Source organism: Pseudomonas frederiksbergensis, from assembly GCF_017114915.1.
GTDB classification, from domain to species: Bacteria; Pseudomonadota; Gammaproteobacteria; order Pseudomonadales; family Pseudomonadaceae; genus Aquipseudomonas; species Aquipseudomonas frederiksbergensis_I.
The window spans coordinates 152903-178019 of sequence record NZ_JAAUOE010000010.1 but is presented as its reverse complement, the minus strand read 5'-3'; the positions used below and the strand labels follow the sequence as shown (position 1 = coordinate 178019).

Sequence of the window (25117 nt, the reverse complement as noted above, 5' to 3'; positions counted from 1 at the left end):
ACAATCGCCAGCGACAGCACTTTCGTTGCATTCTCCTGGTCCTGGCCAAAGCTGCTGAGCGCCGTGGTGGCCAGAGGCGTGGTGCTGATCGCGAACTCGGTTGGATTCAAGTCCGTGCCCTTGTTCAGCACTTCCGTGTCGAACAGCGCCAGCACCGCCGCCGCGTCGCTGTCGTCATCCTGGTTGCCGGCCGTTTCGTCGATCGTCACTGAACCGCCGCCATCGGCCACGTCGGCGCTTGGCCCGTCGTCCTCGAAGATCATCTTGGAGCCGATTTCGGCGATCGCAGTATCGGCTTTGCGCAGTGTGAAGCCGCCGATATCAAAATCGGCATGGTCATTACCCCTGGCGTCGAGGGCCGCCCCGTTCTCGATGAGTACGCGGTTGTGATCCGACGTTGTGGTGTATTCAATCTGGTAGCCGGCCAAAACGCCGGTGATGGTTGCAACCCCATTGGCGAAGCTGATGCCAATGGCCGGATCATTCACCGATCCGTCTGAATTCTCGATCACCAGCCCGGTGCTGATGTTGATGACGCGAATATTGGTGATGGCAACCGACGCATCACCCACATAGCCGTTGACGAAGTTCACGCCAGGTTCAGCAGCGGTGTTGTATGCGCTGACTTTTACCACAGCACTCTTGCCGCCTTGCAACTGCACGACGTCGAAACTGGCCGACGTCGAATTGTAGACGCTGGTGAAGTCGATGTTGGACTCAACATCCGCTTCGGTCTGACTGAGGTTGGGTACGGTCACATCCTGCCTGGCACCGGTGACGAACGAAAAGCGGATGCCTTCCTGTTCCGTAATCATCTGGTTATTGGTGCCGATGGTGGTCGGGCCACCCCCCTGGCTGGTATTGATCGTGTCGCCAGTGTTTATATTGGCGCCGCTTGACTGGTCAGCAGGGTTCTTGCCGGTGGCGATGATGGTGGGATCCGTGATCCGCACGACACCATTGACCGTTTCAGTGGCCGGGTTCGCTTTCGTGAACATCAGGAAGAGGTTCTGACCGGAGGGCGCGCCGGCCAGACTGAATCCCAAGTCTTGAGTGACTCCGATGAACACCTTATTCAGCAGGTTGAGCGAATCATCGGGGTTCGTCGTATCTGGATGCTTGAGCGGTTGGTACTCCACGGTCCAGATCTTGCCACCTGAGACCGGCGATCCGGTTTCTTCGATATAGCCCGCGAACACGATCGCGCCGGCTGGGCCCCCGGCTCGGCCCACAACGATGTTATTGTCGTTCGTATCGGTATAGAGAAGGATGCTGGTGCCATCGAGGGTATCCAGTCCGCTGTCCACGCCATCGAGCGGTGCGCCAGCGCTGTCGACGAATCTGATATCGGTAATGCCGGTCGGGTCGGTGAGGGTGAACGCATTGCTGCCCGTGTCGCCCGCGGCACCGGTATAACCACTCAAGGCCGCACCCGTTGCGGTACCTGCACCCAGTGCAGTCAAACGGGTAGCGAAGGCTGAGGGCAGGGACGCCACCAGAATGTCGTTGTCGTCAGCGTCTGCTGCGGGGCTTGGCGTGGCGGTGGCGTTCTGCAGCCCGGCCGTTTCATCCAGCGTAACGTCCTCGCCGGTCACCACGCCCAAAGCGTTGGTCGTGACCGACGTTGTGGATAGGGCGACCGTATCGCCCGTTAGCGATGAGTCTTGCTCGCGAATAGTCATGACGTTCTCCTGAGCAATTGCGGTCATTGAGGCCTGACCATTGACCTCTGCAACTATGACTAGGCGCCGCAGATTGCACATCGGCCGATACTCCCAAACGGGATGGGAGTTTCGGCCTATGTGGGAGGGGAAAACGGGATGAGGACGCTAAGGAGCGGCACCACATATTCCATTTGTGCATGAGGGCATGCTGGACGTTTGAATGTAAGGCCTGTACTCGCGACATGCGCTGGAGCATCCGCGATTTGCGGGGTTCTTGATCGATGTCAACCGCATGAGCCGACCTGCTCTGTATTCTGCGCAGAAGCCGACAGCTTCAATGGCGAGACTGGTTTGCCGAACCTGTCCAGCCCTCCAGTGAGGGTCGGCGCCCGAGGGCGAAAATCCCATGCTTTATCCGCTGTTTCTGACGTTTCACCTGTTTGCCGCCCTGATCTTTATCGGCACGGTGTTTTTCGAAGTTCTGTTCCTGGAAAGCATCCGCAAACAGTTGCCCGCCAAAGTGATGTTGCTGGTCGAGCAGGGCATTGGCCGACGAGCCCGCACCCTGATGCCGTGGGTGCTGCTGATATTGTTCGGCGCCGGGCTGGGCATGGTCTGGCTCCGCTATTTGCCCGTCCTTGCAACACCAATGGCTTCATCATTCAGCACCTTGTTGATGTTGAAAATCGTGGTTGCCGTGAGCGTGTTGCTGCATTTCCTGGTCGCCATGTTCTTGTTCAAAAGCGGCCGAATGAGCGCGCGATCCCTGCACTTCATCCATGGCAGTCTGTTCTGCCATATGGTCATCATCGTACTGTTGGCCAAGGGCATGTTTTACCTGAGCTGGTGACCGGCCTTGAGCGAAAACCGGTCCTGCAAGCACTCGTCTTGTGCTTGATACAAGTCAAGGAGCATGGCTCGCCGATCCCGGACACTGTTGATTCGCAGCCAGTCTCGGAGACCTGTCATGCTCGATTTTTTCCACGCCCCCGGCGAGCTGATCGATCGGTGCGATCAGGGCGTACTCGACCCCAACTGTCCTGCCGACACGCAAAAGTTTCATGACGGCATCGGCTCTCTGGATTTGCTTCGTGCCTTGCGCATCAGCCGCCAGAAACGACGTCCGATAGCCCTGAACGTACAGCTGCCTTCCAGGCTCAAGCCATCCTTCTGCTCCCCGCGCGATGTTTGCGGCGAACACGATGGCATCGAACAGTACCTGCAGCGTCTGGAACAGGAGATCGACCTCGTCGGTTGCCATCTGAGCAGAGAGCAACGGGTCGAACAATTCCATCTGGGCGGCGCAACACCCACCATCGTTCATCTGGAGCGGCTGATGAATCACCTGCGTGGCCGGTTCAACTTTCTCGAACATGAGTGCGGCGACTACAGCGTCGATGTGGACCTTCACCATACGAATTGGTCGACCATGGGCGCGCTGCGTGGCCAGGGATTCAATCATGTCAGCATCGGCGTTCCGGATATCGACACCGACTGTGACAGGTCAGTGACCTGCTACCAGAACCCGGCCCCCATTCACTCACTGATCGATGCCGCCCGCACCTTTGGTTTTCGATCCATCAATGTCGATCTGGGTTTTGGCCATGCCTGGCAAACACCGGAAAGTTTCGCCCTGAAACTGGCGGCGATTATTGAGCTGGAGCCGGACAGGCTGATGGTGTTCGACTATACCCGGCCACCACGTCGTTACAGTCCCAGGCTCGACGACAAGGTCAGAGCGCTGTGCAGCCAGGACGATAAAGGCGCGATGCGCCGGATCTGCTTCGAGCAGCTGAACGTCGCGGGCTATCACTACATCGGGATGGGGCAGTTTGTCCGGCCCGATGATGATCTGGCGATCGCTCAGGAACGCGGCCGGTTACGGCGCACCTGTGAGGGTTTCACCCGTCACGGCTATTGCGACCATATCGGCTTCGGTCTGGGTGCCATCAGCCAGATCGACGATTTGTATACGCAAAACACCGACGCGATTGAACGTTATCGGCAGCAGTTGGACAGGGACCAATTGCCGACGTGTCGCGGCTGGCGTTTCGAGGCAGGGGATCAGATAAGACGCAAGGTCATGGAGCGACTGGCGTGTGATCAAGAGCTGGACATCCGCGCCATCGAGCGGCGCTATGGGCTGATTTTCCACCAGTACTTCGCATCTGTCTGGCCATTGCTGGAGCAATTGAGGCGTGATGGGTTGATCGAATTGTCGGACCGTTTCATCAGCATTCTTCCGGCCGGCCGGCCGGAAGTGGATGCCATCTGCAACCTGTTTGAAAGGAATCTGGGCGGTGCAAGGCATTTAACCCACCTGCGAGTTGATTGATCATGAAGCCTTCATTCGATTTCAATCGAGCCCTGGTCGTAAAGTATGACCGCCCCGGGCCGCGCTATACCTCTTATCCCACGGCGCCACAGTTTCATCAGGCGTTTGCTGTCGACGACTATCAGCGCGCCGCCTCCGACAGCAACCTGGTGGCTGTGCCCAAGCCATTGTCGGTGTATATCCACATTCCGTTCTGCAAGAGCCTTTGTTACTACTGCGCCTGCAACAAAATCATTACCCGAAAAACCCATCGGGCGGTCGAATACCTGACGTACCTCAAACGTGAAATCGTGATGCAGGCGGCCCTGTTCGACAGCACGCGCAAACTCACGCAGCTGCACCTGGGCGGGGGCACGCCAACCTATTTGACCAGTGAACAGCTGGCGGACCTGATGAACTGTCTGCACCAGGCATTCGACATGGACGACAGCGATAATCATGAGTTCTCCATCGAGGTCGATCCACGCACCGTCAGCACCGAGCAGATCCGGTCGCTGCGCCAACTGGGGTTCAATCGCCTGAGCTTCGGCGTACAGGATTTCGATCCCGACGTGCAGGCTGCAGTCAATCGCCAGCAAAGTGAAGAGCAGATTCAGGGGTTGGTTGCCGCAGCGCGTGAGGCACAATTCAAGTCGATCAGCGTCGATCTGATTTACGGTCTGCCGCTGCAAACCGTGAACAGTTTCGATGTCACCCTCGGCAAGATCATCGCCCTGCGCCCCGACCGGATTGCCGCCTACAGTTACGCCCATTTGCCGGAGCTGGTGCGCGCGCAACGGCTGATTCGCCCGGAGGATATGCCGCCACCGGAACGCAAGCTGGAGTTGCTCGAGTTGACCATCCGCCGTCTGACCGAAGCCGGTTATGTTTATATCGGCATGGATCACTTCGCCTTGCCGGACGATGAACTGGCGCAGGCCCGCACCCATGGCACCCTGCAACGCAATTTTCAGGGGTACTCAACCCATGCCGATTGCGACTTGATCGGCCTGGGGGTGTCTTCGATCGGCAAGGTCGGCGACAGCTACAGCCAGAGCGTCAAGGAGCTTTCTCAGTATTACGCCCGTATCGATCAAGGCTTGTTGCCGGTGCATCGAGGGTACCGCTTGAGCGCGGATGACCTGCTGCGCCGTGAGGTGATCAGTGACCTGATGTGCCACGGGCGGATCGATTTCGGCAAGTTCGAAGTGCGTCATGACATTCGCTTTACCGAGTATTTTGCCGATGCGCTGGCGCAACTGGACGAGCATGTGCGCGATGGACTGTTGCAGATTCACCATGACGAATTGGTGCTGTTGCCCCAAGGGCATTTGATGATGCGCAGTGCCGCGATGGCATTTGACGCCTATTTGGGTGGTGAACAAAAAGGCCAGTTTTCACGTACCGTTTGAGGCTTCGGGACGCTCTGGCACAGTAATTTTATCGAGTTGATTTCAATCAAGGGCAGGGCGCGCAACGCTCCCTAACATGGCCGCAAGCCCCTTTGAAATCAGCGAGTTCATGACAATCCATCAGCCTTCGATACATGGCAACCTGCGCATCCGGGGCGTCGGGCTGGTGGTGATGATCGTGCTGATGATCGCAATGTTCGCGACGGTGCAGGCCAAGTCATATGGCGACATCGAGCAGCAGCGGATCGAGAAGGTCTTCCCTCAAACCGAATCGGTGTCCGCACCCGAAGGCAAGTTCAAGGTGCGTACGCTGTCGGCGGCCGGCAAGGTCATCGGTTATGTGTTCCAGAGCCTGGATGTGGTGGATATTCCGGCCTACTCGGGCAAACCCGTCAACACCCAGGTGATCCTCGATACCGCTGGCATGATTCAGGACGCCTATGTGCTGGAACACCATGAACCGATTCTGCTGATTGGCATTGCTGAAGAAAAACTTCACGGTTTCAGTGCCCGATACAAAGGAGTCAAGGTCAATCAGCGAGTGGTGGTCGGTCATTCCAGCGACCCGAACGCGGTCACCGTGGATGCCATCGCCGGCGCAACGGTCACCGCCATGGTGGTCAATGAGGTCATCATGCGTGCCGCCCATGAAGTGGCCGTATCGCTCAAGCTGATCGAGGACAAGGGTGCAGCGGTGCACAAGCCCGCCACCGTGCGCCAGGACTTTTTCGAGCCCGCCACCTGGGAGCAACTGACCGGTAACGGCGCCATTCGCCGGCTGAACCTGACCCGCGGACAAGTCGATGCCGCCTTCAAGGGCACCGAAGCCGAAGGCGTCGACAACGCCGGCCCGGATCAAGTCAATGACACCTTTATCGAGCTGTACACCGCCGACCTGAACCCGCCAACCATTGGTCGTGCGCTGCTGGGCGACAATCAATATCGCTTCCTCATGCAGGAACTCAAACCCGGCGAGCAGGCCATCGTGGTACTGGGTCGCGGGCTGTTTTCCTATAAAGGCTCGGGTTATGTGCGCGGCGGGATTTTCGATCGGGTGCAATTGCGTCAGTTCGGCAACGTCATCAGCTTTCGCGACATGGACCATCAGCGGATTTCCGATGTGTTTGCCGAGGGCATGCCCGAATTCAATGAAATGTCGATTTTCATTGTCCGCAGACAGGCCGGATTCGATCCGGGATCGCCCTGGTCCCTGGAGCTCCTGGTGCGGCGTCAGACGGGACCGGTCAGCGGCACCTTCAGCAGCTTCGAACTGCCTTATCAACTGCCCGAGCCTTACCTTGAGCGACCCGCGCCCAGTGCCGAAGAGCGGGCGGCCGTCGAGGAGGCCAACCGGCCGATGTGGTTGACCATCTGGTATCAGAAACATTTCCAGATCGCCGTACTCGCGAGCGCGTTGCTGCTGCTGACGGCAATCCTGTTCCTGCAAGACAAACTCACCCGCCGGCCACGTTTTCTGCACTGGCTGCGTCGTGGCTACCTGCTCTTTACCGTGGTTTTTCTGGGCTGGTATGCCCTGGGCCAGTTGTCGGTGGTCAATGTCCTGACCTTTGTCCATGCGCTGTTCGAGCACTTTCGCTGGGAACTGTTTCTTACCGATCCGCTGATCTTCATGCTCTGGGTCTTCACTGCAGCGAGCATTCTGCTGTGGGGCCGTGGCGTGTTCTGCGGCTGGCTGTGCCCGTTTGGCGCCTTGCAAGAGCTGATCAACGAAGCCGCGCGCAAGGTGAAAATTCCCCAGTACGAATTGCCGTTCGCGGTGCATGAGCGGCTGTGGGCGATCAAGTACATCATCTTGCTGCTGCTTTTCGGCATCTCCCTGGAATCGATGTCCGCTGCCGAGCTGTTCGCCGAAGTGGAACCGTTCAAGACCGCCATCACCCTCAAGTTCGACCGTCAGTGGTGGTTCGTGCTCTACGCGGTGGCACTGCTGGTCATCAATCTTTTCACGCGAAAAGTCTATTGCCGCTACATCTGCCCCTTGGGCGCGGGGCTGGCAATCGGCACCAAATTGCGTCTGTTCGACTGGCTCAAGCGTCGCAAGGAATGCGGCAACCCCTGCCAGCTGTGCGCCAGGGAATGCGAGATCCAGGCGATTCATCCGGATGGCCGGATCAATGCCAACGAGTGTCACTACTGCCTCGATTGCCAGATGACCTACCACAACGAAAACAAATGCCCGCCGCTGATCAACAAGCGCAAGAAGCGCAGCAAGCCGGCACCCACCGGCGCACACCTGATACCTGTCGTGGAAGTGTCGGCTCCTGAATGAAGCTCGCGAGCGCACGTCCGCAATGACCGTTTATCCCTTCAAGGAGTACGCAGCATGACTGACACACAATCGACAAAGCCCGTGCAGGAAGAGGAACAGGCGGGACTCAGTCGTCGCGGTTTTCTGGGCAGCAGTGCCGTCACCGGTGCGGTGCTGGCGGGGGCCACGACCCTCGGCGGCGCGGTGTTCAGCCGTGAGTCATGGGCGGCGGCGGTCAAGGATGCGCAGGCGAAAACCCATGTCGGCCCCGGTGAGCTGGACGAATACTACGGCTTCTGGAGCGGTGGTCATCAGGGGGAAGTGCGGGTGCTGGGCGTGCCGTCGATGCGTGAGTTGACGCGTATTCCGGTGTTCAACGTCGACGCTGCCACCGGTTGGGGCCTGACCAACGAAAGCAAGCGGATTCTGGGCGACAGTGCAAAGTTTCAGAACGGCGATTGCCATCACCCGCATATCTCCATGACCGATGGCAAGTACGACGGCAAGTACCTGTTCATCAACGACAAGGCCAACTCCCGTGTCGCGCGCATCCGCCTGGACATCATGAAGTGCGACAAGATGCTTACGGTGCCGAACGTGCAAGCCATTCACGGCCTGCGTCTGCAAAAAGTGCCCTACACCAAGTATGTGTTCGCCAATGCCGAATTCGTCATTCCACACCCCAATGACGGCCACACCTTCGACCTGCAAGACAAAAACAGCTTCACCCTGTTCAATGCCATCGATGCCGAGAAAATGGAAATGGCCTTCCAGGTAATCGTCGACGGCAACCTGGACAACGCCGACATGGATTACACCGGTAAGTACGCCGCGTCCACCTGCTACAACTCGGAGAAGGCTTACGATCTTGGCGGCATGATGCGCAACGAGCGCGACTGGGTCGTGGTGTTCAACATCCCGCGCATCGAAGCCGCCATCAAGGCCGGCAAGTTCATCACTCTGGAAGACTCGAAAGTGCCAGTGGTCGACGGTCGTAAAACTGATGGCAAGGACTCTGAGTTCACCCGTTACATCCCCGTTCCGAAGAACCCCCACGGCCTCAACACCTCATCCGATGGCAAGTATTTCATTGCCAACGGCAAGCTGTCGCCAACGGTATCAATGATTGCCATCGACCGGCTGGACGACCTGTTCGCCGATAAATTCAAGGACCCGCGCGAGGTTATCGTCGCCGAGCCGGAACTGGGCCTGGGCCCTTTGCACACCACTTTCGACGGACGCGGCAATGCGTACACCACGTTGTTCATCGACAGCCAGGTGGTGAAGTGGAACATGGAGGAAGCGATACGCGCCTACAAGGGCGAGAAGGTCAATTACATCAAGCAAAAGCTCGACGTGCATTACCAGCCTGGCCATAACCACGCCTCGCTGACCGAAACCAGTGAGGCGGATGGCAAGTGGCTGGTGGTGTTGTGCAAATTCTCCAAGGACCGCTTCCTGCCGACCGGGCCGCTGCACCCGGAAAACGACCAATTGATCGATATTTCCGGCGAAGAGATGAAGCTGGTGCACGACGGCCCTGCGTTTGCCGAACCTCACGATTGCATCATGGCGCGCCGGGACCAGATCAAGACCCAAAAGATCTGGAACCGCAATGACCCGTTCTTCGCCGCCACCGTGGAGCTGGCCAAGAAAGACGGCGTCAACTTGGAGACCGACAACAAGGTCATCCGCGACGGCAATCATGTGCGGGTCTACATGACTTCCATGGCGCCGGCCTATGGTCTGACCGAGTTCACCGTCAAGCAGGGCAACGAGGTCACCGTGACCATCACCAACATCGACCAGATTGAAGACCTGACCCACGGCTTCATCATGACCAACCATGGCGCCAGCATGGAGATCAGCCCGCAGCAAACCTCGTCCATCACCTTTACCGCCGACAAGGCCGGCCTGCATTGGTACTACTGCAGCTGGTTCTGCCATGCGCTGCACATGGAAATGGTCGGCCGCATGAAGGTCGAGCGGGCCTGACGGTTGCCAATCAACGGGAGCGGGCCCATGACTGATCTCAAGGAAACCCCGGCGAAGGTCATTGCCCTTGTGCTCCTGTTGATGTCAGGCGGCGCACTGGCGGCGGTGCAACCGATCACCACGTTGCCGTTGCGGGTTGACGCTGAACAACGCTGGCACCTGCCAGCGGGCGAGTACCGTGGTTCGTTCAGCGTCGATCAACCGATGCAGATTCTCTGTGAGCCCGGCGCGGTGTTTCAGGCGCAGGGGCAGGGCAACGGGGTGATCGTCAGCGCCCCCGATGTCCGGATCGAAGGCTGCACCTTTCTGGACTGGGGGCATGACCTCACCGCCATGAATGCGGCGGTGTTCCTCCAGCCCAAAGCCCGTGGCGCGGTGATCAAAGACAATCGCATGCAAGGCCAGGGTTTCGGCATCTGGGTCGACGGGACTCAGGATGCGAGCCTGATAGACAATCGCATCCAGGGTGATCCGGTGATGCGTTCCCAGGATCGCGGCAACGGTATTCATCTGTATGCGGTGCATGGCGCCCGGGTCATCGGTAACCAGGTGCGCGACACCCGCGATGGCATCTACATCGATACCTCCAACGGTAACCTGCTGCAGGGCAATACCCTGGAAGACCTGCGTTACGGCGTGCATTACATGTTCGCCAACGACAACCGATTGATTGGCAACACCACCCGCCGCACCCGCACCGGCTACGCCCTGATGCAAAGCCGCAAACTCGAGGTGATTGGCAACCGCTCCGAACAGGATCAGAACTACGGCATCCTGATGAACTACATCACCTATTCAACCTTGCGCGACAATTTCGTCACGGACGTGCGCGACGGCTCGACCGGCGACAGCATGATCAGCGGCGCCGAAGGCAAGGCGCTGTTCATCTACAACTCTCTGTTCAATCGCATCGAACACAACCACTTCGAGCACAGCGCCGTGGGCATTCACCTCACCGCCGGCTCCGAAGACAACCGCATTGCCGACAACGCATTTGTCGGCAACCAACGGCAGGTCAAATACGTTGCCACCCGTTTGCAGGAATGGTCGGCGGATGGCCGGGGCAATTACTGGAGCGATTACCTGGGGTGGGATCGCAACAACGATGGCCTGGGCGATATTGCCTATGAACCCAACGACAACGTCGACCGCCTGCTGTGGCTGTACCCGCAGGTGCGGCTGTTGATGAACAGCCCCGGGATCGAGTTGCTGCGCTGGGTGCAACGGGCCTTTCCAGTGATGAGATCGCCGGGCGTCCGGGACAGCCATCCGCTGATGAGTCCCACCACGCAATCCCTGATCCAGGAGCCCACCGCATGAACGTCATCGATATGGAAGGCGTCAGCCAGCGTTATGGACACACCACGGTGTTGCATCAGTTGCACCTGAGCCTGGCCGAAGGCGAAGTGCTGGGTTTGTTCGGGCACAACGGCGCGGGCAAGACCACCAGCATGAAACTGGTGCTCGGCCTGCTCCAGGCCAGTGAAGGTCAGGTTCGGGTGTTCGGCCGCTTGCCCAGCGATCCGCAGGTTCGGCGTCTGCTGGGCTATTTGCCGGAGAACGTGACCTTTTATCCGCAGATGAGCGGCCTGGAGACGCTGCGTCATTTCGCTCGACTCAAAGGCGCAGCGCTCGCTCAGGTGGAGGTGCTGCTGGAAGAGGTCGGCCTGGCGGGCGCGGCGCATCGACGGGTCAAGACCTACTCCAAGGGCATGCGCCAGCGCCTGGGCCTGGCGCAGGCCTTGCTCGGCGAGCCACGCTTGTTATTGCTCGACGAACCGACCGTCGGTCTCGACCCCATCGCCACTCAAGACCTGTATCGGTTGCTCGACCGGCTGCGCAGCCAGGGCACCAGCATCATTCTCTGTTCCCACGTATTGCCGGGGGTCGAGGCGCACATCAACCGTGCCGCGATTCTGACCCAGGGGCGCCTGCTGGCCCTCGGCAGTCTGCGCAGTTTGCGCGAGACAGCCGGGTTGCCGACGCGGATTCGCGCCAGCGGGCTCAAGCATGCCGGGCCGTTGCAGGCGTCTTGGAACAACGCCGGGCACGTCACCCGGCGCTGGGGGGGGGAGGGCCTTGAAGTGGCTGCGCTCAATGGCAGCAAATTGGGCCTGTTGCGCCAATTGCTCAATGAGCATGAGCCAGCTGACGTGGAAATCGACCCACCGTCCCTGGAGGACATTTACCGCTATTACATGGGCCGTGCCGTTGCGACTCCCAGTGGAGAGATCGTATGAACCCGATCTGGTACATGGCCCGCAAGGAACTGAATGACGGTTTGCGCAACCGCTGGTTGTTGGCGATCAGCCTGTTGTTCGCGGTGCTGGCGACTGGTATCGCCTGGTTGGGGGCGGCGGCGTCCGGGCAATTGGGCTTTACGTCGGTGCCCGCCACCATCGCCAGCCTGGCCAGCCTGGCGACATTCCTGATGCCGCTGATTGCCTTGCTGCTGGCCTATGACGCCATCGTCGGCGAAGACGAAAGCGGCACGTTGCTGCTGTTGCTGACCTATCCACTGGGGCGCGGGCACATTTTGCTCGGCAAATTCCTCGGCCACGGATCGATCCTGGCGCTGGCGACCCTCATCGGTTTCGGCTGCGCGATGCTGGCGATTGCGGTGCTGGTGGAGGACGTCGAACTGAACTTGCTGCTCTGGGCTTTTGGACGATTCATGCTGTCGTCGACGTTGCTGGGCTGGGGCTTTCTTGGGCTGGCCTATGTGCTGAGCAGTGTGTCTGCCGAGAAATCCACGGCTGCCGGGCTGGCGCTGGGGGTGTGGTTCTTCTTCGTGCTGGTGTTCGACCTGGTGCTGCTGGCACTGCTGGTGCTCAGCGAAGGGCAGTTCAACCCGAAAGTACTGCCCTGGTTGCTGCTGCTCAACCCCGCCGATGTCTATCGCCTGATCAATCTTTCCGGTTTTGAGCCCGGCGCCGGTACCGCTGGCGTGCTGACGCTGGGCAGCGATTTGCCTGTGCCGGGTTCGATGCTCTGGTTGTGCCTGTTGCTGTGGGTGGCGGTGCCTCTGGGCTCGGCCTGGCTCCTGTTCCGTCGACGGGCGACATGAATTCACACCTTGGTTTTTGGAGCATCTGACAATGAGCACTCTTTATTCGACAACGGTACGCGCCGTGGCGGGCCTGATGGTCTGCCTGCTGCTGGCGGCCTGTGACAAACCGGTGCAAGCCACCTACAGCGACGCCCCCGCTGCTTTTCATCCCAGTGACGAATGCCATGTTTGCGGCATGATCATCGACGGCTTCCCCGGGCCCAAGGGTGAAGTGGTCGAGCGCAGCGGCATCAAGAAATTCTGCTCCACGGCGGAGATGATCGGTTGGTGGTTACAGCCGGAAAATCATCATGGCGAGGCCAGGTTGTATGTCCACGACATGGGCCGCAGTCCGTGGAACGCACCCAATGATGCCGATCTGATCGATGCCAGGGAGGCGTTTTATGTGGTCGGCACCCAACTCAAGGGAGCAATGGGTGTGGTGCTGGCGTCTTTCTCCAGCCAACAGGCTGCGCAAAAACTGGCCGCCGACCAGGGCGGTCGTGTGCTGCGGTTCAGTGATATCGATCAGGCGGTACTTCAGCAGCAGCCAGCGATGTCGTATTCGACTCATTGACCGGCGTGCCACCTGGAAAAGTGATCGCCGTCAAGTCGGTATTTCTGCGTCTGTTCGAAGATAAGGCCCCACAAGGTCCCCAGTGCTTGGCATTAACGATGCCCAGGAGAACATGATGCAAACCGAGTTTCAGGATCGTTTGGCGGTGATCACCGGTGCCAGCTCCGGCATCGGCCTGGCGTTGTGCGCCGCGCTCCTGCCGCGTGGAGTCAAGGTACTTGCCATGTCACGGACTGTCGGTGAATTGCCGACCTTGCAACGGATATACGGTGAGCGGCTTCAATGGTGTGCAGGGGACGTCACGTGCCAGGAAGACCTGCACGAGCTGGCTCGGCGTGCTGCGGCGCTGGGTCCGGTGGATTATCTGGTGCCCAACGCGGGTATTGCCGAAATGGCCGACAGCCTGGACATGCCGGCCTTCCAGCGCCAGTGGGTAGTCAATGGCGCAGGGGCGTTGAACACCCTGGCGGCGTTGCGCGGTGAGTTGGCGAGTCCGGCTTCGGTGGTGTTTGTCGGCAGCTTCCTAACCGGTTCGAGCTTTCCCGGCCTGGCCGCCTGTATCGCCAGCAAGGCCGCGCTGGCAGCACAGGCGCGCACCTTGGCGGTGGAGTTTGCGCGCTTTGATGTGCGCATCAATCTGGTTTCGCCGGGTCCGACCGCGACCTCGATGTGGGACAACCTGGGGTTGAGCGACAGTGAGCTCGACGACGTCGCCGAATCCCTCGGCGAACGTCTGCTGCCCGGTCATTTCCTCGATGCATCAGCGGTGGCCAACGTGATTCTCTTTCAACTGTCCCAAGGCGCTCGGGGTGTCTACGGTCAGGACTGGAAAGTCGATAACGGTTACACCCTGGGCTGAAGGGTAAACACACTTGGGCTTTGTGCGTGCTCGCTTAAGATCGCTGCTGGTTTTGCGGATGTTCCCGGAATCTTTTGTGGGAGCGAGCCTGCCCGCGAAGACTGTGTGTTGAGCTAGCGGCTTTTTGATGGTGTACATAGCCGTTACCGCAGAAACGGATATGTACACCAACACCTAATGCGAAGTCCCCTCCACAAACTCAATCTTGTTGCCCACGTTGTACTTGCCCGACGGCTTGTTCATCGGCAGGCGTTTGAGCTCCTTGAGGGTATTGCTGTCGTAAACGATCAGCGCGCCGTCGGTGGCCCAGATGCTCAGCAACAGGTAGCGGCCGTCGCGGCTGAACTCGACGTGGGCGGCGGTCTTGCCGGGCATCGGGCGCAGCGTGTGGGCGATTTCCAGGGTCTGTTTGTCGATCAGGTGAATCGCATCGTTGTCGGGGCCGAAGAACACGTCGGTCCAGGCATACCGCGAGTTGAGGTGACTGCGCATGAAGAAGCCCGGCCCCAGGGTCGGAATTTCCTTGATCAGCTTCCAGGTCTTGAAGTCGATGACCGAGATCAGCCCCTTGCTGATGTTCGGCGTGGCGAACACCCACTCACCGTTGCGCTTCCAATAGGTCCCGGACCCCAGGTGCGGCATGCCCGGCAGCGGTATGTCGGTGACCGCCTGGCCACTGTCGAGGTCGATCACCTGGCCGCCCCTGGCCTTGCGCGACGTGGCCAGCAGTTGCTTGTAGTCCGGTGAAAAGGAAAAGTCGTCCAGCATATCCTCGGCCTGGATCCGACGCGGTTCGAAGTCTGGCGTGCCTGCGCTCGGCAGCTCCCAGACTTCCTTCACGTCCTTGAGCGCCACGATGAAACTGTCCCGTGGCGGCGCGGTATAGACCGCGCTGACCCGAGACGCGGTACCGTCCTGGCCGATCGCCGGGATGGTTTTGACCAGTGACAGATCGCGGGCATCGAGCACCACCAGATTGCCCGGCAGATAGTTGCCCACTAGCACCCAGCGTCCATCCTTGCTCACCGCCAGGTTGCGGGTATTAAGGCCGGCGCGGACCTCGGCGATCAGCTTGAGGTTGTGCAGGTCGTACAGGCTGATCCAGCCATCGCGTGAGGCGACGTAGACGAAGCGTCCGTCTGGCGAGAACTTCGGCCCGCCGTGCACCGCAAAGTGCGAAGCAAACCGTGCCAGCACCTCGAAACGATCGCCGTCGAGGATGTTGATGTGATGGTCGCCGGCTTCCACCACCACGAACAGGTTCAGCGGGTCGGCGCCATGCCGGGGCGTGTCGGGCAGTTTGCTGATATCGGTGAGTATCGAGTGACTGGCGAGAATGTCGTCGTTACTCCAGGTGGGCGCAGTGGCGGGTGGTTGCTGGAGATAATCGACCATCGCCTCGATCTGCGCGCTGCTGAATATGTTGGCATACCCGGCCATCTGGCTCGCGGGGCGGCCGTTGTGGATGACACTGCGGATTTCACCGGGTTTGATCCGGCTCAGACTCTCCGGCAGCAAGGCCGGCCCGGTACCGCCGAGACGGTTGGCGCCATGGCAGCGCTGGCAATGCTGTTGGTAGAGGTTGGCGGCTTGTTCAAATGCCGCGTCGGAGGGCGGAACCGCTGCGCTGGCATGGGTCGCAGCGAGCCAAAGCAACGGGGCAAGCATCATGCGCCTCATATCGCCACCTTGCCGTGGTGTTGCGACCCTTGCGCGGGGTAGAAGCACGCCGGGTATTCCTGCTGATGTATCGCGAACAGATCGACCACTTTGCCGATCACCGTCAGGGTCGGGATGCCCGGTGGACAATCCAGCGCCAGGGTCGGTAACTGCTGCAGCCTGCCTCGAACGACGTGCTGGTCGGGGCGCGTGCCATTACTGATCAACGCCGCCGGTGTATCGGCGGCCATGCCGGCTTCGATCAAGCGCCGGGCGATCATTCCGAGATTCGATAATCCCATGTAAAACACCAGGGTCTGGCTGCTGTCGGCGAGGCTGCGCCAGGGCAGTTGCAACTCACCCTCGCGCTGCAGATGACCCGTGATGAATCGACAGGAGTTGACCAGGTCCCGGTGGGTCAGCGGAATGCCGGCGTAAGCACTGCAGCCGGAAGCGGCGGTAATGCCCGGGACCACCTGGCAGTCAATGTTGCGTTGCAGCAGATACTCCAGCTCCTCGGCGCCACGACCGAATATGAACGGGTCGCCGCCCTTGAGCCGGACCACGCGCTGCCCCTGATCGGCGAGGTCGGCGAGCAGTTGGTTGATCTGTTCCTGGGGCAGGCTATGGCAGCCGCTGGCCTTGCCGACGTAATGCCGGGCGCAGGTGAGGGGGATCAATGACAGCAGCTCGGGGCTGATCAGGCGGTCGTAAACCACGGCATCGGCCTGCATCAACAGGCTCCAGGCCCGCAGGGTCAGCAAGCGTGGATCGCCGGGGCCGGCGCCGACCAGGGCCACTTCGCCCGGTCTGAACGGGGACTCAAGCGCGGCCGGTAACATAATCGATGGATGCATGGGACGTCCTTGGTGCTTCATCAGGTGGGCCGGCCCCATCCTTTGTCAGATGGCTCGCCAGGCGGGTGCTTCAGTGCATGACGCAAGGGATGGTCGATAAGGGCGGCACGCCAATTTCTTCATCGCTGAGATGGCAACCGGGGTCCTGGCCCCAGAGATCACCTTCGGCCCAGGCGCGGGTGCGGGTATTGCCGTTGCAGATACTGAGCCAGCGGCATTGGCCACAACGGCCACCCACGGCGCGAGGATGCGCGCGCAGTTGCTGCAACAAGGCGTCTGGCCGGTCCAGCCACAGGGTGCGGAACGATGTGCGCCGGACATTACCCACCGAGTGCTGCCACCAATAGGTATCGGGGTGTACTTCGCCGGTGTTGTCGATATTGGCGATGCCGCTGCCCGAGGCGTTGCCGCCCCAGGCGCGGAGCATGTGTTCCAGGCGCGGATAATGTTCGGGTCGATGCAGGCCCACCCATTGCAGCAAGAGAATCGCGTCGGCGTCGTTGTTGCCACTGACAAAATCGCTGTCGCGGCCGTGCTGGATGTCTTCCCAGGCCTGTTCGAAGATCAGCGTCATGGCTTCGCGGCTCATCTGCTGCCGGGCGTCGAGTTGGCGGCTGCGTTTGCCGCGACCGCTGTAGTTGAGGTGCGACAGGTAAAACTTCTGCACGTCGTACTCGCGCATCAGCGCCAGTAATCGGGGAAGCTGCCCATGATTCTCCTGAGTCAGTGTGGTGCGCAGGCCGACACGAATGCCTTGTTCGCGACAGAGCCGGATCGCCCGCATGGAGCTGGCGAAGCTGCCCTTCAGTTGGCGAAAGGCGTCATGGGTGGCTTCCAGGCCATCGATACTGATCCCGACATAGTCGAAATTCGCCGCGTGGATCTGCGCGATGTTCTGCTCATTGATCAGCGTGCCGTTGGTGGACAGAGCCACAAAGAAACCCTTGTCCCGGGCGTAGGCGCTGAGCACAAACAGGTCATCGCGCAACAGCGGTTCGCCGCCGGAAAGAATCAGCACCTTCACCCCGGCCTCGTGCAGGTCGTCGATCACCCTCAGCGCAGCGGGTGTGTCCAGCTCGTCGCGAAAGACGCTGTCGGCGGACGTGGCGTAGCAGTGTTTGCAGGTCAGGTTGCAGCGCCTGAGCAGGTTCCAGATCACCACCGGCGCACGGTGGCTGCCCGGTGGGCGGGTTTTGGGGGCAGGCGCCTGGCCGGTCAGGGCACGCAGGTATTGGCTGATCCTCAACATGCAAATCTCCTTGAGTCAGGGTGTGTTCAGCGCGAAGCGGGTGGTAAACGCAAACCTGATGCCCGTAGCAGCTGCCGAGCTCGCGAGGCTGCGTTCGGCTGCGCAGCAGTCGTAAAACCTGTGTGCGTGGTGTGTCTGACATGCCGCACTGCCTGATTTCACGACTGCTGCGCAGCCGAACGCAGGCTTCGCCAGCTGCTACAAGGTATGCGTTGCTAACTGAGCGGCATTAAACGCACACCGGTTTTTTTCAGGATGCGGCTGCTCACCAACATCTCGTCGGCGGCACAGGCGTCGCCCAGCAAATAGCGCAGCTGTTCACGGTAACTGTCGATTTCCTCGCGGCTGCGACCGTGGACCATGGCGAACAGGTTGTAGCGCCATGCGGTTCGTCGCGGGCGTCGATAACAGTGGCTGACAAAAGGCTGCGCGCCGATCAACGCGCCGAGGCGCGGCATGTCGGTGTCGCGCACATCCCAGACGGTCATGCCGTTGTAGCGATAGCCCAGGCGATAGTGGTTGGGCACGGCGGCGATGCGCCGGATCGAACCCTCGGCCTGCATTCGCTTGAGCAAATCCAGGGTGGATTCGATGCTCAGCTCCAGCTGTTCGGCGAGCCAGGCCCACGGATCATCCAAAAGCGGCAGGCCTGCCTGGGTCAATTCGATCAAACGATGAGCCAGGGTCTCTTCAGACCGTGAAGTACAAACCGACATGGTAAGTCTCCTCTTTGGGCACGTTGAGCGGCGGCAAACCGGTCAGGGTTTCGATGCGCTGCAGGGTCTGGGCGATTCCTTGTTCGGTCGCGCAGGCGAGCACGAACCACATGTTCCAGGCGTGTTCGCGTCGGTAGTTGTGCGCCACTTCAGGCAGGGCATGCAGTTGCTCGGCGACCTCGTCGAAACGTTCTTCCGGGACCGCCAGTGCGGCAAGGGTGAAGGCGCCGCCGAGGCGTTCGATGTCGAACATCGGGCCGAAGCGCGTGAGGATGCCGTCTTCGAGCAATTGGTGGAGGCGATCGAGCAGTTCGGTGCTGCTGCTGTCCAGTTCGGCGGCCAGTGCCTGCCAGGGATGGCGCACCAGCGGCAGGCCCAGTTGTAAGCGGTTGATCAACCGGCGGTCGAGGTCATCCATGGCGGGGGGCTCCTGTTGGCGAGGGCGCAAAGCGTCCGCCGCACTGTTTGAATACCTGGGTGCTGAACAGCAGTTGGTGGGGCAGGTCGCTTAGCAGGTGTTCTTCCAGTAACGTCTGGATGTGCGCCTCGACCTGAGCGCGTTGACGCCCGTGAACCATGCAGAACAGGTTGTAGCGCCACTGCGGCAAACGCCGCGGCCGTTGATAGCAGAGGGTGATACCGGGCGCTCGCCCCAGGCGCTGGCCCACCTCGTCGATCAGCGCGTCGGGAACATCCAGCACCAGCATGGCGTTGGCGGTAAAGCCCAGCGCGCGATGGTTGAGCACCAGACCGACGCGGCGAAAAAGTCCTTGTTCGTGCCACTGCCGCATTTGCGCGAGCACCTGGCTTTCATCGGCGTTGATCCGTTCGGCGAGGGCCTGATAGGGGCGCGATACCCGTGGTAATCCGCCTTCCAGATGCCGACGCAGGGCCAATGCCTGTTTGGGGCTCAATCCCGCTGTCATGGGCCTTCTCCCAAGGCAAAACCGAGGTCGATGCGGTAAGCGGTCAACATCGGCAGATCCAGCGGAACGAGGCCGGTGTCGTTCTCCAGTTGTTCCAGAGCGCGTTCGATGTGCGGGCGATCAGGCCCGGTCAGCACAAACCACAGGTTGTAGAAATGCTCCCGTGCATAGTTATGGTTGACCTCGGGGTATTGGCTGACGCGCTCGGCGACCTGTTGCAGCCGTTCGGCGGGCACGGCGAGGGCGGCGAGGGTGCTGGCCCCGGCGCGACTGTGTTCGAACACCGGGCCGATCCGTGAGAGGGTGCCGGCCTTATCCATTTCTTCCAGGCAAGCCATCACCTGGTCCTCGCGGCAACCGAGCATCCGCGCCATCTCCTTGTAAGGTTCCGGGCACAGCGGCATGCCGTGCTGGAAGCGGTCGATCAGTTGCCGGCTGAGCAGCTCAAGGTTCATCTCAATACCCCATTTTCTGCGCGCGACTGCTGAAAAAGATGCCGCTGGGCGCGGTGGCCGGCAGAGTGCTCAACAACTTCAGGCTGTACGGGTCCCAGACCTGAACCTGATCACCATCGCGTAACGACAGCCACAACTGGTCGCCACGGGCGGTGAATTCCATGTGCAGCACCGCCGGCCCCGGCCGCAGATCGGCGACCACGGCATGGGTTTCGCTGTCGATGACCTGGACCCGATCGTTGTCCGGGTAGGCGAAGTTGACCCACAACTGCCGACCGTCCGGCCGTGAGGTGACGAACACCGGTTGGCCGGCCACCGGGATGACAGCGGTCTGCTTCCAGGTGCGCGCATCCATCACCAGCACCTGATGACGGCCAACGGCGGGCACGAAGGCCTGGTTGTCCGCGACGGCCCAGCCCTCCAGGTGCGGCATCTTGTAAACGGGCAATTTCGCCTGGCCGCGCCCGTAATCACCCAGCACCCGTTGCACGCCACGCTCCGGATGCCAGAGGTCGAGTTGCGCCATGCCGTCTTCGCCGAACAGCCCGGCCATGTAATAGCGACCATCCGGGGTGATCAGCGCATCGTAGGGTTGCTGGCCGATGCCGGTGAAGCGGCTGATCTGTGGTGTGTTGCCCTGACTGAAGTCGGCGCTCCAGATCTCACCGGTATCGAACAGGCTGAACACGAAACGTTGCCCCGGCGCATCCACCAGGCCAACTACCCGCGAACGCTTGCTGCCATCGGCGAGCGGTGTCGCGGGAATATCGGCCACTTGTTGCAGGGTGACGGCATCGAACACCTTCACGCCACCGGGCACGTAGTTGGACACGGCGATGAGTTTGCCGTCCTGACTGATGGCGCCGCCGATGCTGTTGCCGCCCTGTATCACCCGTTGATCGATGCGTTGGCTCAGCAGGTCGATTTTGCTCAACCCGCCGTCGCGGCCGAACACATAGGCATAACGCTGGTCGCGGGAGAACACCACCGAAGCATGGGACAGGTCGCCCAAGCCTTCGAGGCGGGCCAACGCCCCGCGGGTGTCGCTTTCGATGATTTGCACGCTGCCAGTGGCGCGCTCCACCACCACGCCCAGATCGCCGGTGCCCCGCAACGGAGGCTGAACACACGCGGACAACAACAGCCCGGTCGCCGCTAACAGCAGGGTTGAACGGATCATGGTGCGGGATATCCCTGGAGAAGAAGGTCGACCAGCCAACGGATGTCGTCCGGGTTGAGCAGCGGAGCCCAACCGGGCATCGCGGTGCCGGGCCGGCCGTGGGTGACGGTGGCAATCAGGCTGTCCCTGGACTTGCCCGCCAGCTTCGCGCGGGTCAGGTCGGGACCCAGTCCGCCGGTCATGTGCAATCCATGGCAGGCGCCGCAGTCCTGGGCCAGCAGGTGTTCGAGTTGTGCCTGACGCTTGGCGTCCGGCGCCGCAACCGAGGTCGCGCAAATGAGGAGGAGGGCCGCCAGAACCACAGCGTGTCGATACACCATCATGACGCCCTCCATTGGCTATTTGAGACTCAGGACCCACGTCGCAAGGATCTTCGCTTCTTCATCCGTCACCGGGTTGGCCGGCATTGGCATCGGGCCCCAGTTGCCTTGCGTACCGTTCTTGATGTGGTTGGCCAGGGTGTCCACGGCTCCGGCCACGCCAGCGTTCTTGGCTGCGACATCCTTGAGCGCCGGGCCGACTAACTTGGTGTCGATGGTATGGCAGGCGGCGCAGGGTTTGCTCTTGAACAGCTCCGGCGCGTCTTGGGCCATGGCCGGCTGCACGCTCAGCGCAGCGGTCAGGGCGAACAGTGAAAACAGAGTATTTTTCATGGGAGTTCCTTGCATTGATAGAGCTCAATAAATGTCGTGTTGGGTGTTGTAGACGTTGAATTTCCCCGTGGGTGTGATCAGTCGTTTGTCCTTGATGACTGTTTTGAGCTTCAGGGTTTTGTCGTCGATCACCACCAGCGCCGACTCGTCTGACTGGCCGCTCCACACGGAGAACCAGACCTCATCGCCGGCCTTGTTGTACTCCGGCTGCACGACCCGCATGGCGCCTTGCTTGATGCCGGCGTACTCGGCGATGGGCAGCACGGTGTAGCCGGCGTCGAGTTTGTCGATGTTGAACACCGCCACCGACTGACTCAGCTTGGCGTCCGGGTTGAGGGTGGTGTCGACATACAGGTGACGGGAGTCGGGGTGAGTTTTGATGAACAGCGAACCGCCGCCCTGGCCCTTGAGCGAGGCGACCTGTTTCCAGGCGTATTGCGGGTGTTTGACCGGGTCGGTACCGATCAGGGAGATGCCCTCGTCACCCAGATGGCTGGTGGCCCAGACCGGCCCGTAGGTGGGGTGGTCGAAGTTGGCACCGCGACCGGGGTGAGGGGTTTTGCCGACGTCCACCAGGGCTGCCAGATTGCGCTCCTTGGAGTCGATCACGGCGACTTTGTTGGAGTTGTTGGCGGCGGTCATGAAGTAGCGGTGCGTGCTGTCCCAGCCGCCGTCATGCAGGAAGGGCGCGGCATCGATGTAGGTGATGGTGAGGTTTTTGATGTCCTGGTAATTGACCAGCATGACCTTGCCGGTTTCCTTGACGTTGACGATGAACTCCGGCCATTCGTGGGAGGCGATGATCGCCGCGACCCGGGGTTCGGGGTGGTATTGCTGCTTGTCGACGGTCATGCCGCGGGTCGAGACGATCTGTTTGGGCTCCAGGGTTTCGCCATCCATGATGGTGAATTGCGGTGGCCAATAGGAGCCGGCGACGGTGTATTTGTCTTCGTAGCCCTTGAACTTGGAGGTCTCCACCGAGCGCGCCTCGATGCCCACTTTGACTTCGGCGACCTTGGTCGGCTCCACGGGCCACAGGTCGATCATGTCGATCCGGGCGTCTCGACCAATCACCAGCAAGTACCGGCCCGAGGCGGAGATTCGCGAGATGTGCACCGCGTAACCGGTCTCGATCAGCTTGACGATTTTCTTGCTGTCGCCGTCGATCAGGGCAATCTTGCCGTCATCGCGCAACGTCACCGAGAACAGGTTGGGCAGGTTGAGTTTGCTCAGTTGCTTCTTCGGACGATCCTCGGGCTTGACCAGCACTTTCCAGGTTTTCAGCGTCTCGGCCATGCCCCATTCCGGCGGCGTGGGCGGCGTGTGCTGAATGAACTTGGCCATGGTCGTGATCTGCTCCTTGGTCAGCGCATTCGATGTGCCCCAGTTCGGCATGCCCGCCGGCGAGCCAAAGGTAATCAACGCCTCCAGGTACGGTTGGCCGCGGGACTGGGTGATGTCCGGCGTCAGGGGTTTGCCCGTGGCGCCTTTGCGCAGAACGCCGTGACAGCCGGCGCAGCGCTGGAAGTAGATTTCCTTGGATGAGTCGAACTCGGCCTGACTCATGTCGGGCGCTCCGGCGGTTTTGACCATCAGCGGGCTGGCCGCAGCAGCGGCGGGTTCTTCGGCTCTGGCTGCGTGAGTCACCGCGAGGGCCAGCGTCGAACACAGGGTGGCGACAGTCAGAGCAAACGTTTTTCTATTGCTGATCAGCATTCCATTTCTCCTCAGGCAAGACCTTTGCGATGTGCTGAAACGGCAGCGCAGAACGCAGGTTCTTAGTGCCGTGCAAGGCTATGCCCGAGCAGGCCGATGCTCGCTTGACCGCGATCAAGTTTGCCGGCCATGGCGCTTGCCAGGTTGTCGCAGGGGGCCGTAGCGTGTGGCTTGAATCCGCTTTTGGAACAGGTAGCCCATGGACCGAATTCAGTCTTGCGAACCCTTCTATCAACCGCTGAACAATGAGCAGGTGCTGTTCGAGCAAGCCTGGCAACACGGCATGCCGGTGCTGATCAAAGGCCCGACGGGCTGCGGCAAGACCCGTTTCGTCCAGCACATGGCCCATCGGCTGAAACTGCCGCTGTACACCGTGGCCTGCCATGACGATCTGAGTGCCGCCGACCTGATCGGCCGGCATCTGATCGGTGCTCAGGGCACCTGGTGGCAGGACGGGCCACTGACCCGCGCGGTGCGTGAAGGCGGCATCTGCTATCTGGACGAAGTGGTCGAGGCGCGACAGGACACGGTGGTGGTGTTGCACCCGTTGGCCGACGATCGTCGCGAGTTGTTCCTGGAGCGCACCGGCGAAGTGTTGAAGGCACCGCCGTCATTCATGTTGGTGGTGTCGTACAACCCCGGCTACCAGAACCTGCTCAAAGGCATGAAACCCAGTACCCGCCAACGCTTCGTGGCGATGCGTTTCGGCTATCCGCCGGTGGCCGATGAAGAGCGCATTGTCGCCAGGGAAGCCCAAGTGGACAGCGCGCTGGCGGCGCAAGTGGTCAGGCTGGGGCAGGCCCTGCGCCGACTGGACCAACATGACCTGGAAGAAGTCGCCTCGACGCGGCTGCTGATTTTCACCGCGCGGATGATCCGTTCCGGCATGAGCCCGCGTGAGGCATGCATGGCCTGCCTGGCCGAGCCGCTGAGCGATGATCCGCTGACGGTGTCGGCGCTGATGGGCGTGGTTGATGTCCACTTCGGTTGAGCCCGCCAACGTTGCGCCGGGCCACTTGCCGGGCGATCTGGCGATGTGGTTTTTCATTCTGGCCGAGCTGTCGGTGTTCGCCATTCTGATGCTGGCGTTCGCCATGACCCAGGCACTCAAGCCCCAACTGTTCGGCGAAAGCCGTCTGTTGCTCGACACCTCTACCGGCCTGGCGATGACCCTGAGCCTGCTCACCGCCGGGCTGTTCGCCGCGCTGGCCCAGGAGCAAGTCAGGCGCTCAAGGCCCCGCCACGGCGCCGTGTTTCTGGTGGCAGCGTTGCTTGCCGGCAGCGTTTACGTGGTGTTGAAACTCACGGAATACCGCCACTTGCTGGCCTCGGGGCTGGGCATGGAGCACAACACGTTTTTCACCCTCTACTGGATTCTTACCGGTTTTCATTTTCTCCACGTATTGCTCGGCATGGTCATTCTCGGATGGCTGGCCCAGCGCTGCCGTCGTGGCTTGTACAACGCCGGCAATCGCAGCGGGTTTGAGTCCGGCGTGCTGTATTGGCACATGGTCGATCTGATCTGGGTCGTGCTGTTTCCGCTGGTCTACGTTCTGAATTGACGGAG

The 25117-nt window shown here is 60.6% G+C and carries 23 protein-coding genes and 1 pseudogene; 12 read left to right on the top strand and 12 right to left on the bottom strand.

Annotation, left to right across the window (positions count from 1 at the left end; translation table 11 throughout):
* A pseudogene (locus HCU66_RS10610) lies at positions 1 to 1682 on the bottom strand (DUF5801 repeats-in-toxin domain-containing protein); the annotation flags it as partial.
* Positions 1683 to 2070: 388 nt separating this feature from the next.
* On the opposite strand from HCU66_RS10610, the gene HCU66_RS10605 reads away from it, so the two are divergent.
* The 10 genes from HCU66_RS10605 (at position 2071) to HCU66_RS10560 (ending at position 14139) form a co-directional block, all read left to right on the top strand.
* Positions 2071 to 2514, top strand: a complete 444-nt coding sequence (locus HCU66_RS10605) for a CopD family copper resistance protein (RefSeq protein ID WP_205888440.1) — start codon at positions 2071 to 2073, stop codon at positions 2512 to 2514.
* Positions 2515 to 2631: 117 nt separating this feature from the next.
* Positions 2632 to 3999: an oxygen-independent coproporphyrinogen III oxidase gene (locus HCU66_RS10600; protein WP_205888439.1), complete on the top strand. Its 1368-nt coding sequence runs from the start codon at positions 2632 to 2634 to the stop codon at positions 3997 to 3999.
* Between the two features lie 2 nt (positions 4000 to 4001).
* On the top strand, positions 4002 to 5390 hold the full coding sequence (gene hemN / locus HCU66_RS10595) for an oxygen-independent coproporphyrinogen III oxidase (protein ID WP_205888438.1): 1389 nt from the start codon (positions 4002 to 4004) through the stop codon (positions 5388 to 5390).
* A gap of 76 nt (positions 5391 to 5466) precedes the next feature.
* A complete protein-coding gene (gene nosR / locus HCU66_RS10590; RefSeq protein WP_420908050.1) occupies positions 5467 to 7680 on the top strand; it encodes a transcriptional regulator NosR in 2214 nt (737 codons plus the stop codon).
* 54 nt (positions 7681 to 7734) lie between these two features.
* Positions 7735 to 9654: a TAT-dependent nitrous-oxide reductase gene (nosZ, locus tag HCU66_RS10585; protein ID WP_205888437.1), complete on the top strand. Its 1920-nt coding sequence runs from the start codon at positions 7735 to 7737 to the stop codon at positions 9652 to 9654.
* A 27-nt stretch (positions 9655 to 9681) separates the two neighbouring features.
* Positions 9682 to 10974 (top strand): nitrous oxide reductase family maturation protein NosD, encoded by a 1293-nt coding sequence (locus HCU66_RS10580; protein ID WP_205888436.1) that lies wholly within the window; start codon positions 9682 to 9684, stop codon positions 10972 to 10974.
* The gene (locus HCU66_RS10575) at positions 10971 to 11894 is read left to right on the top strand and encodes an ABC transporter ATP-binding protein (RefSeq protein ID WP_205888435.1); all 924 of its coding nucleotides are present in this window, start codon (positions 10971 to 10973) and stop codon (positions 11892 to 11894) included. The genes HCU66_RS10580 and HCU66_RS10575 overlap by 4 nt, the downstream gene beginning before the upstream one ends.
* Complete coding sequence (locus HCU66_RS10570) at positions 11891 to 12721, top strand: ABC transporter permease (protein WP_205888434.1); 831 nt, start codon at positions 11891 to 11893, stop codon at positions 12719 to 12721. The genes HCU66_RS10575 and HCU66_RS10570 overlap by 4 nt, the downstream gene beginning before the upstream one ends.
* Before the next feature lie 31 nt (positions 12722 to 12752).
* The gene (locus HCU66_RS10565) at positions 12753 to 13280 is read left to right on the top strand and encodes a nitrous oxide reductase accessory protein NosL (RefSeq protein WP_205888433.1); all 528 of its coding nucleotides are present in this window, start codon (positions 12753 to 12755) and stop codon (positions 13278 to 13280) included.
* 115 nt (positions 13281 to 13395) lie between these two features.
* Positions 13396 to 14139: an SDR family NAD(P)-dependent oxidoreductase gene (locus HCU66_RS10560; protein ID WP_205888432.1), complete on the top strand. Its 744-nt coding sequence runs from the start codon at positions 13396 to 13398 to the stop codon at positions 14137 to 14139.
* Between the two features lie 174 nt (positions 14140 to 14313).
* Here HCU66_RS10560 and HCU66_RS10555 read toward each other — a convergent pair whose 3' ends face one another.
* The 11 genes from HCU66_RS10555 to HCU66_RS10505 form a co-directional block, all read right to left on the bottom strand.
* The gene (locus HCU66_RS10555; RefSeq protein WP_205888431.1) at positions 14314 to 15819 is read right to left on the bottom strand and encodes a nitrite reductase; all 1506 of its coding nucleotides are present in this window, start codon (positions 15817 to 15819) and stop codon (positions 14314 to 14316) included.
* Positions 15816 to 16655: a uroporphyrinogen-III C-methyltransferase gene (gene cobA / locus HCU66_RS10550; RefSeq protein WP_205888430.1), complete on the bottom strand. Its 840-nt coding sequence runs from the start codon at positions 16653 to 16655 to the stop codon at positions 15816 to 15818. Before cobA ends, HCU66_RS10555 begins: the two co-directional genes overlap by 4 nt.
* Before the next feature lie 70 nt (positions 16656 to 16725).
* On the bottom strand, positions 16726 to 17904 hold the full coding sequence (gene nirJ, locus HCU66_RS10545; RefSeq protein WP_205888429.1) for a heme d1 biosynthesis radical SAM protein NirJ: 1179 nt from the start codon (positions 17902 to 17904) through the stop codon (positions 16726 to 16728).
* Positions 17905 to 18119: 215 nt separating this feature from the next.
* Positions 18120 to 18620, bottom strand: a complete 501-nt coding sequence (gene ahbB / locus HCU66_RS10540) for a siroheme decarboxylase subunit beta (protein ID WP_205888428.1) — start codon at positions 18618 to 18620, stop codon at positions 18120 to 18122.
* Positions 18595 to 19038, bottom strand: coding sequence for an Lrp/AsnC family transcriptional regulator (locus HCU66_RS10535; RefSeq protein WP_205888427.1), 444 nt, complete (start codon positions 19036 to 19038; stop codon positions 18595 to 18597). Before HCU66_RS10535 ends, ahbB (HCU66_RS10540) begins: the two co-directional genes overlap by 26 nt.
* Entirely contained in the window at positions 19031 to 19546 is a 516-nt protein-coding gene (ahbB, locus tag HCU66_RS10530) for a siroheme decarboxylase subunit beta (RefSeq protein WP_205888426.1), read from the bottom strand. The genes HCU66_RS10535 and ahbB (HCU66_RS10530) overlap by 8 nt, the downstream gene beginning before the upstream one ends.
* On the bottom strand, positions 19543 to 20001 hold the full coding sequence (locus HCU66_RS10525) for an Lrp/AsnC family transcriptional regulator (protein ID WP_205888425.1): 459 nt from the start codon (positions 19999 to 20001) through the stop codon (positions 19543 to 19545). Before HCU66_RS10525 ends, ahbB (HCU66_RS10530) begins: the two co-directional genes overlap by 4 nt.
* A 1-nt stretch (position 20002) precedes the next feature.
* The gene (locus tag HCU66_RS10520) at positions 20003 to 21181 is read right to left on the bottom strand and encodes a cytochrome D1 domain-containing protein (protein ID WP_205888424.1); all 1179 of its coding nucleotides are present in this window, start codon (positions 21179 to 21181) and stop codon (positions 20003 to 20005) included.
* Positions 21178 to 21504 carry a c-type cytochrome gene (locus tag HCU66_RS10515; RefSeq protein ID WP_205888423.1) on the bottom strand — a complete coding sequence of 109 codons (327 nt, stop codon included), beginning with the start codon at positions 21502 to 21504 and terminating at the stop codon, positions 21178 to 21180. The genes HCU66_RS10520 and HCU66_RS10515 overlap by 4 nt, the downstream gene beginning before the upstream one ends.
* A 15-nt stretch (positions 21505 to 21519) precedes the next feature.
* Positions 21520 to 21834 carry a c-type cytochrome gene (locus HCU66_RS10510; protein ID WP_205888422.1) on the bottom strand — a complete coding sequence of 105 codons (315 nt, stop codon included), beginning with the start codon at positions 21832 to 21834 and terminating at the stop codon, positions 21520 to 21522.
* 24 nt (positions 21835 to 21858) lie between these two features.
* Entirely contained in the window at positions 21859 to 23550 is a 1692-nt protein-coding gene (locus tag HCU66_RS10505; protein ID WP_205888421.1) for a cytochrome D1 domain-containing protein, read from the bottom strand.
* A gap of 208 nt (positions 23551 to 23758) precedes the next feature.
* Between HCU66_RS10505 and HCU66_RS10500 the strand changes: the two genes are divergently transcribed.
* Together HCU66_RS10500 and HCU66_RS10495 are read left to right on the top strand one after the other, a co-directional pair.
* Positions 23759 to 24541, top strand: a complete 783-nt coding sequence (locus HCU66_RS10500; protein WP_420908053.1) for a CbbQ/NirQ/NorQ/GpvN family protein — start codon at positions 23759 to 23761, stop codon at positions 24539 to 24541.
* Entirely contained in the window at positions 24525 to 25112 is a 588-nt protein-coding gene (locus HCU66_RS10495; RefSeq protein WP_205888419.1) for a cytochrome c oxidase subunit 3 family protein, read from the top strand. The genes HCU66_RS10500 and HCU66_RS10495 overlap by 17 nt, the downstream gene beginning before the upstream one ends.
* Positions 25113 to 25117: the final 5 nt, after the last annotated feature.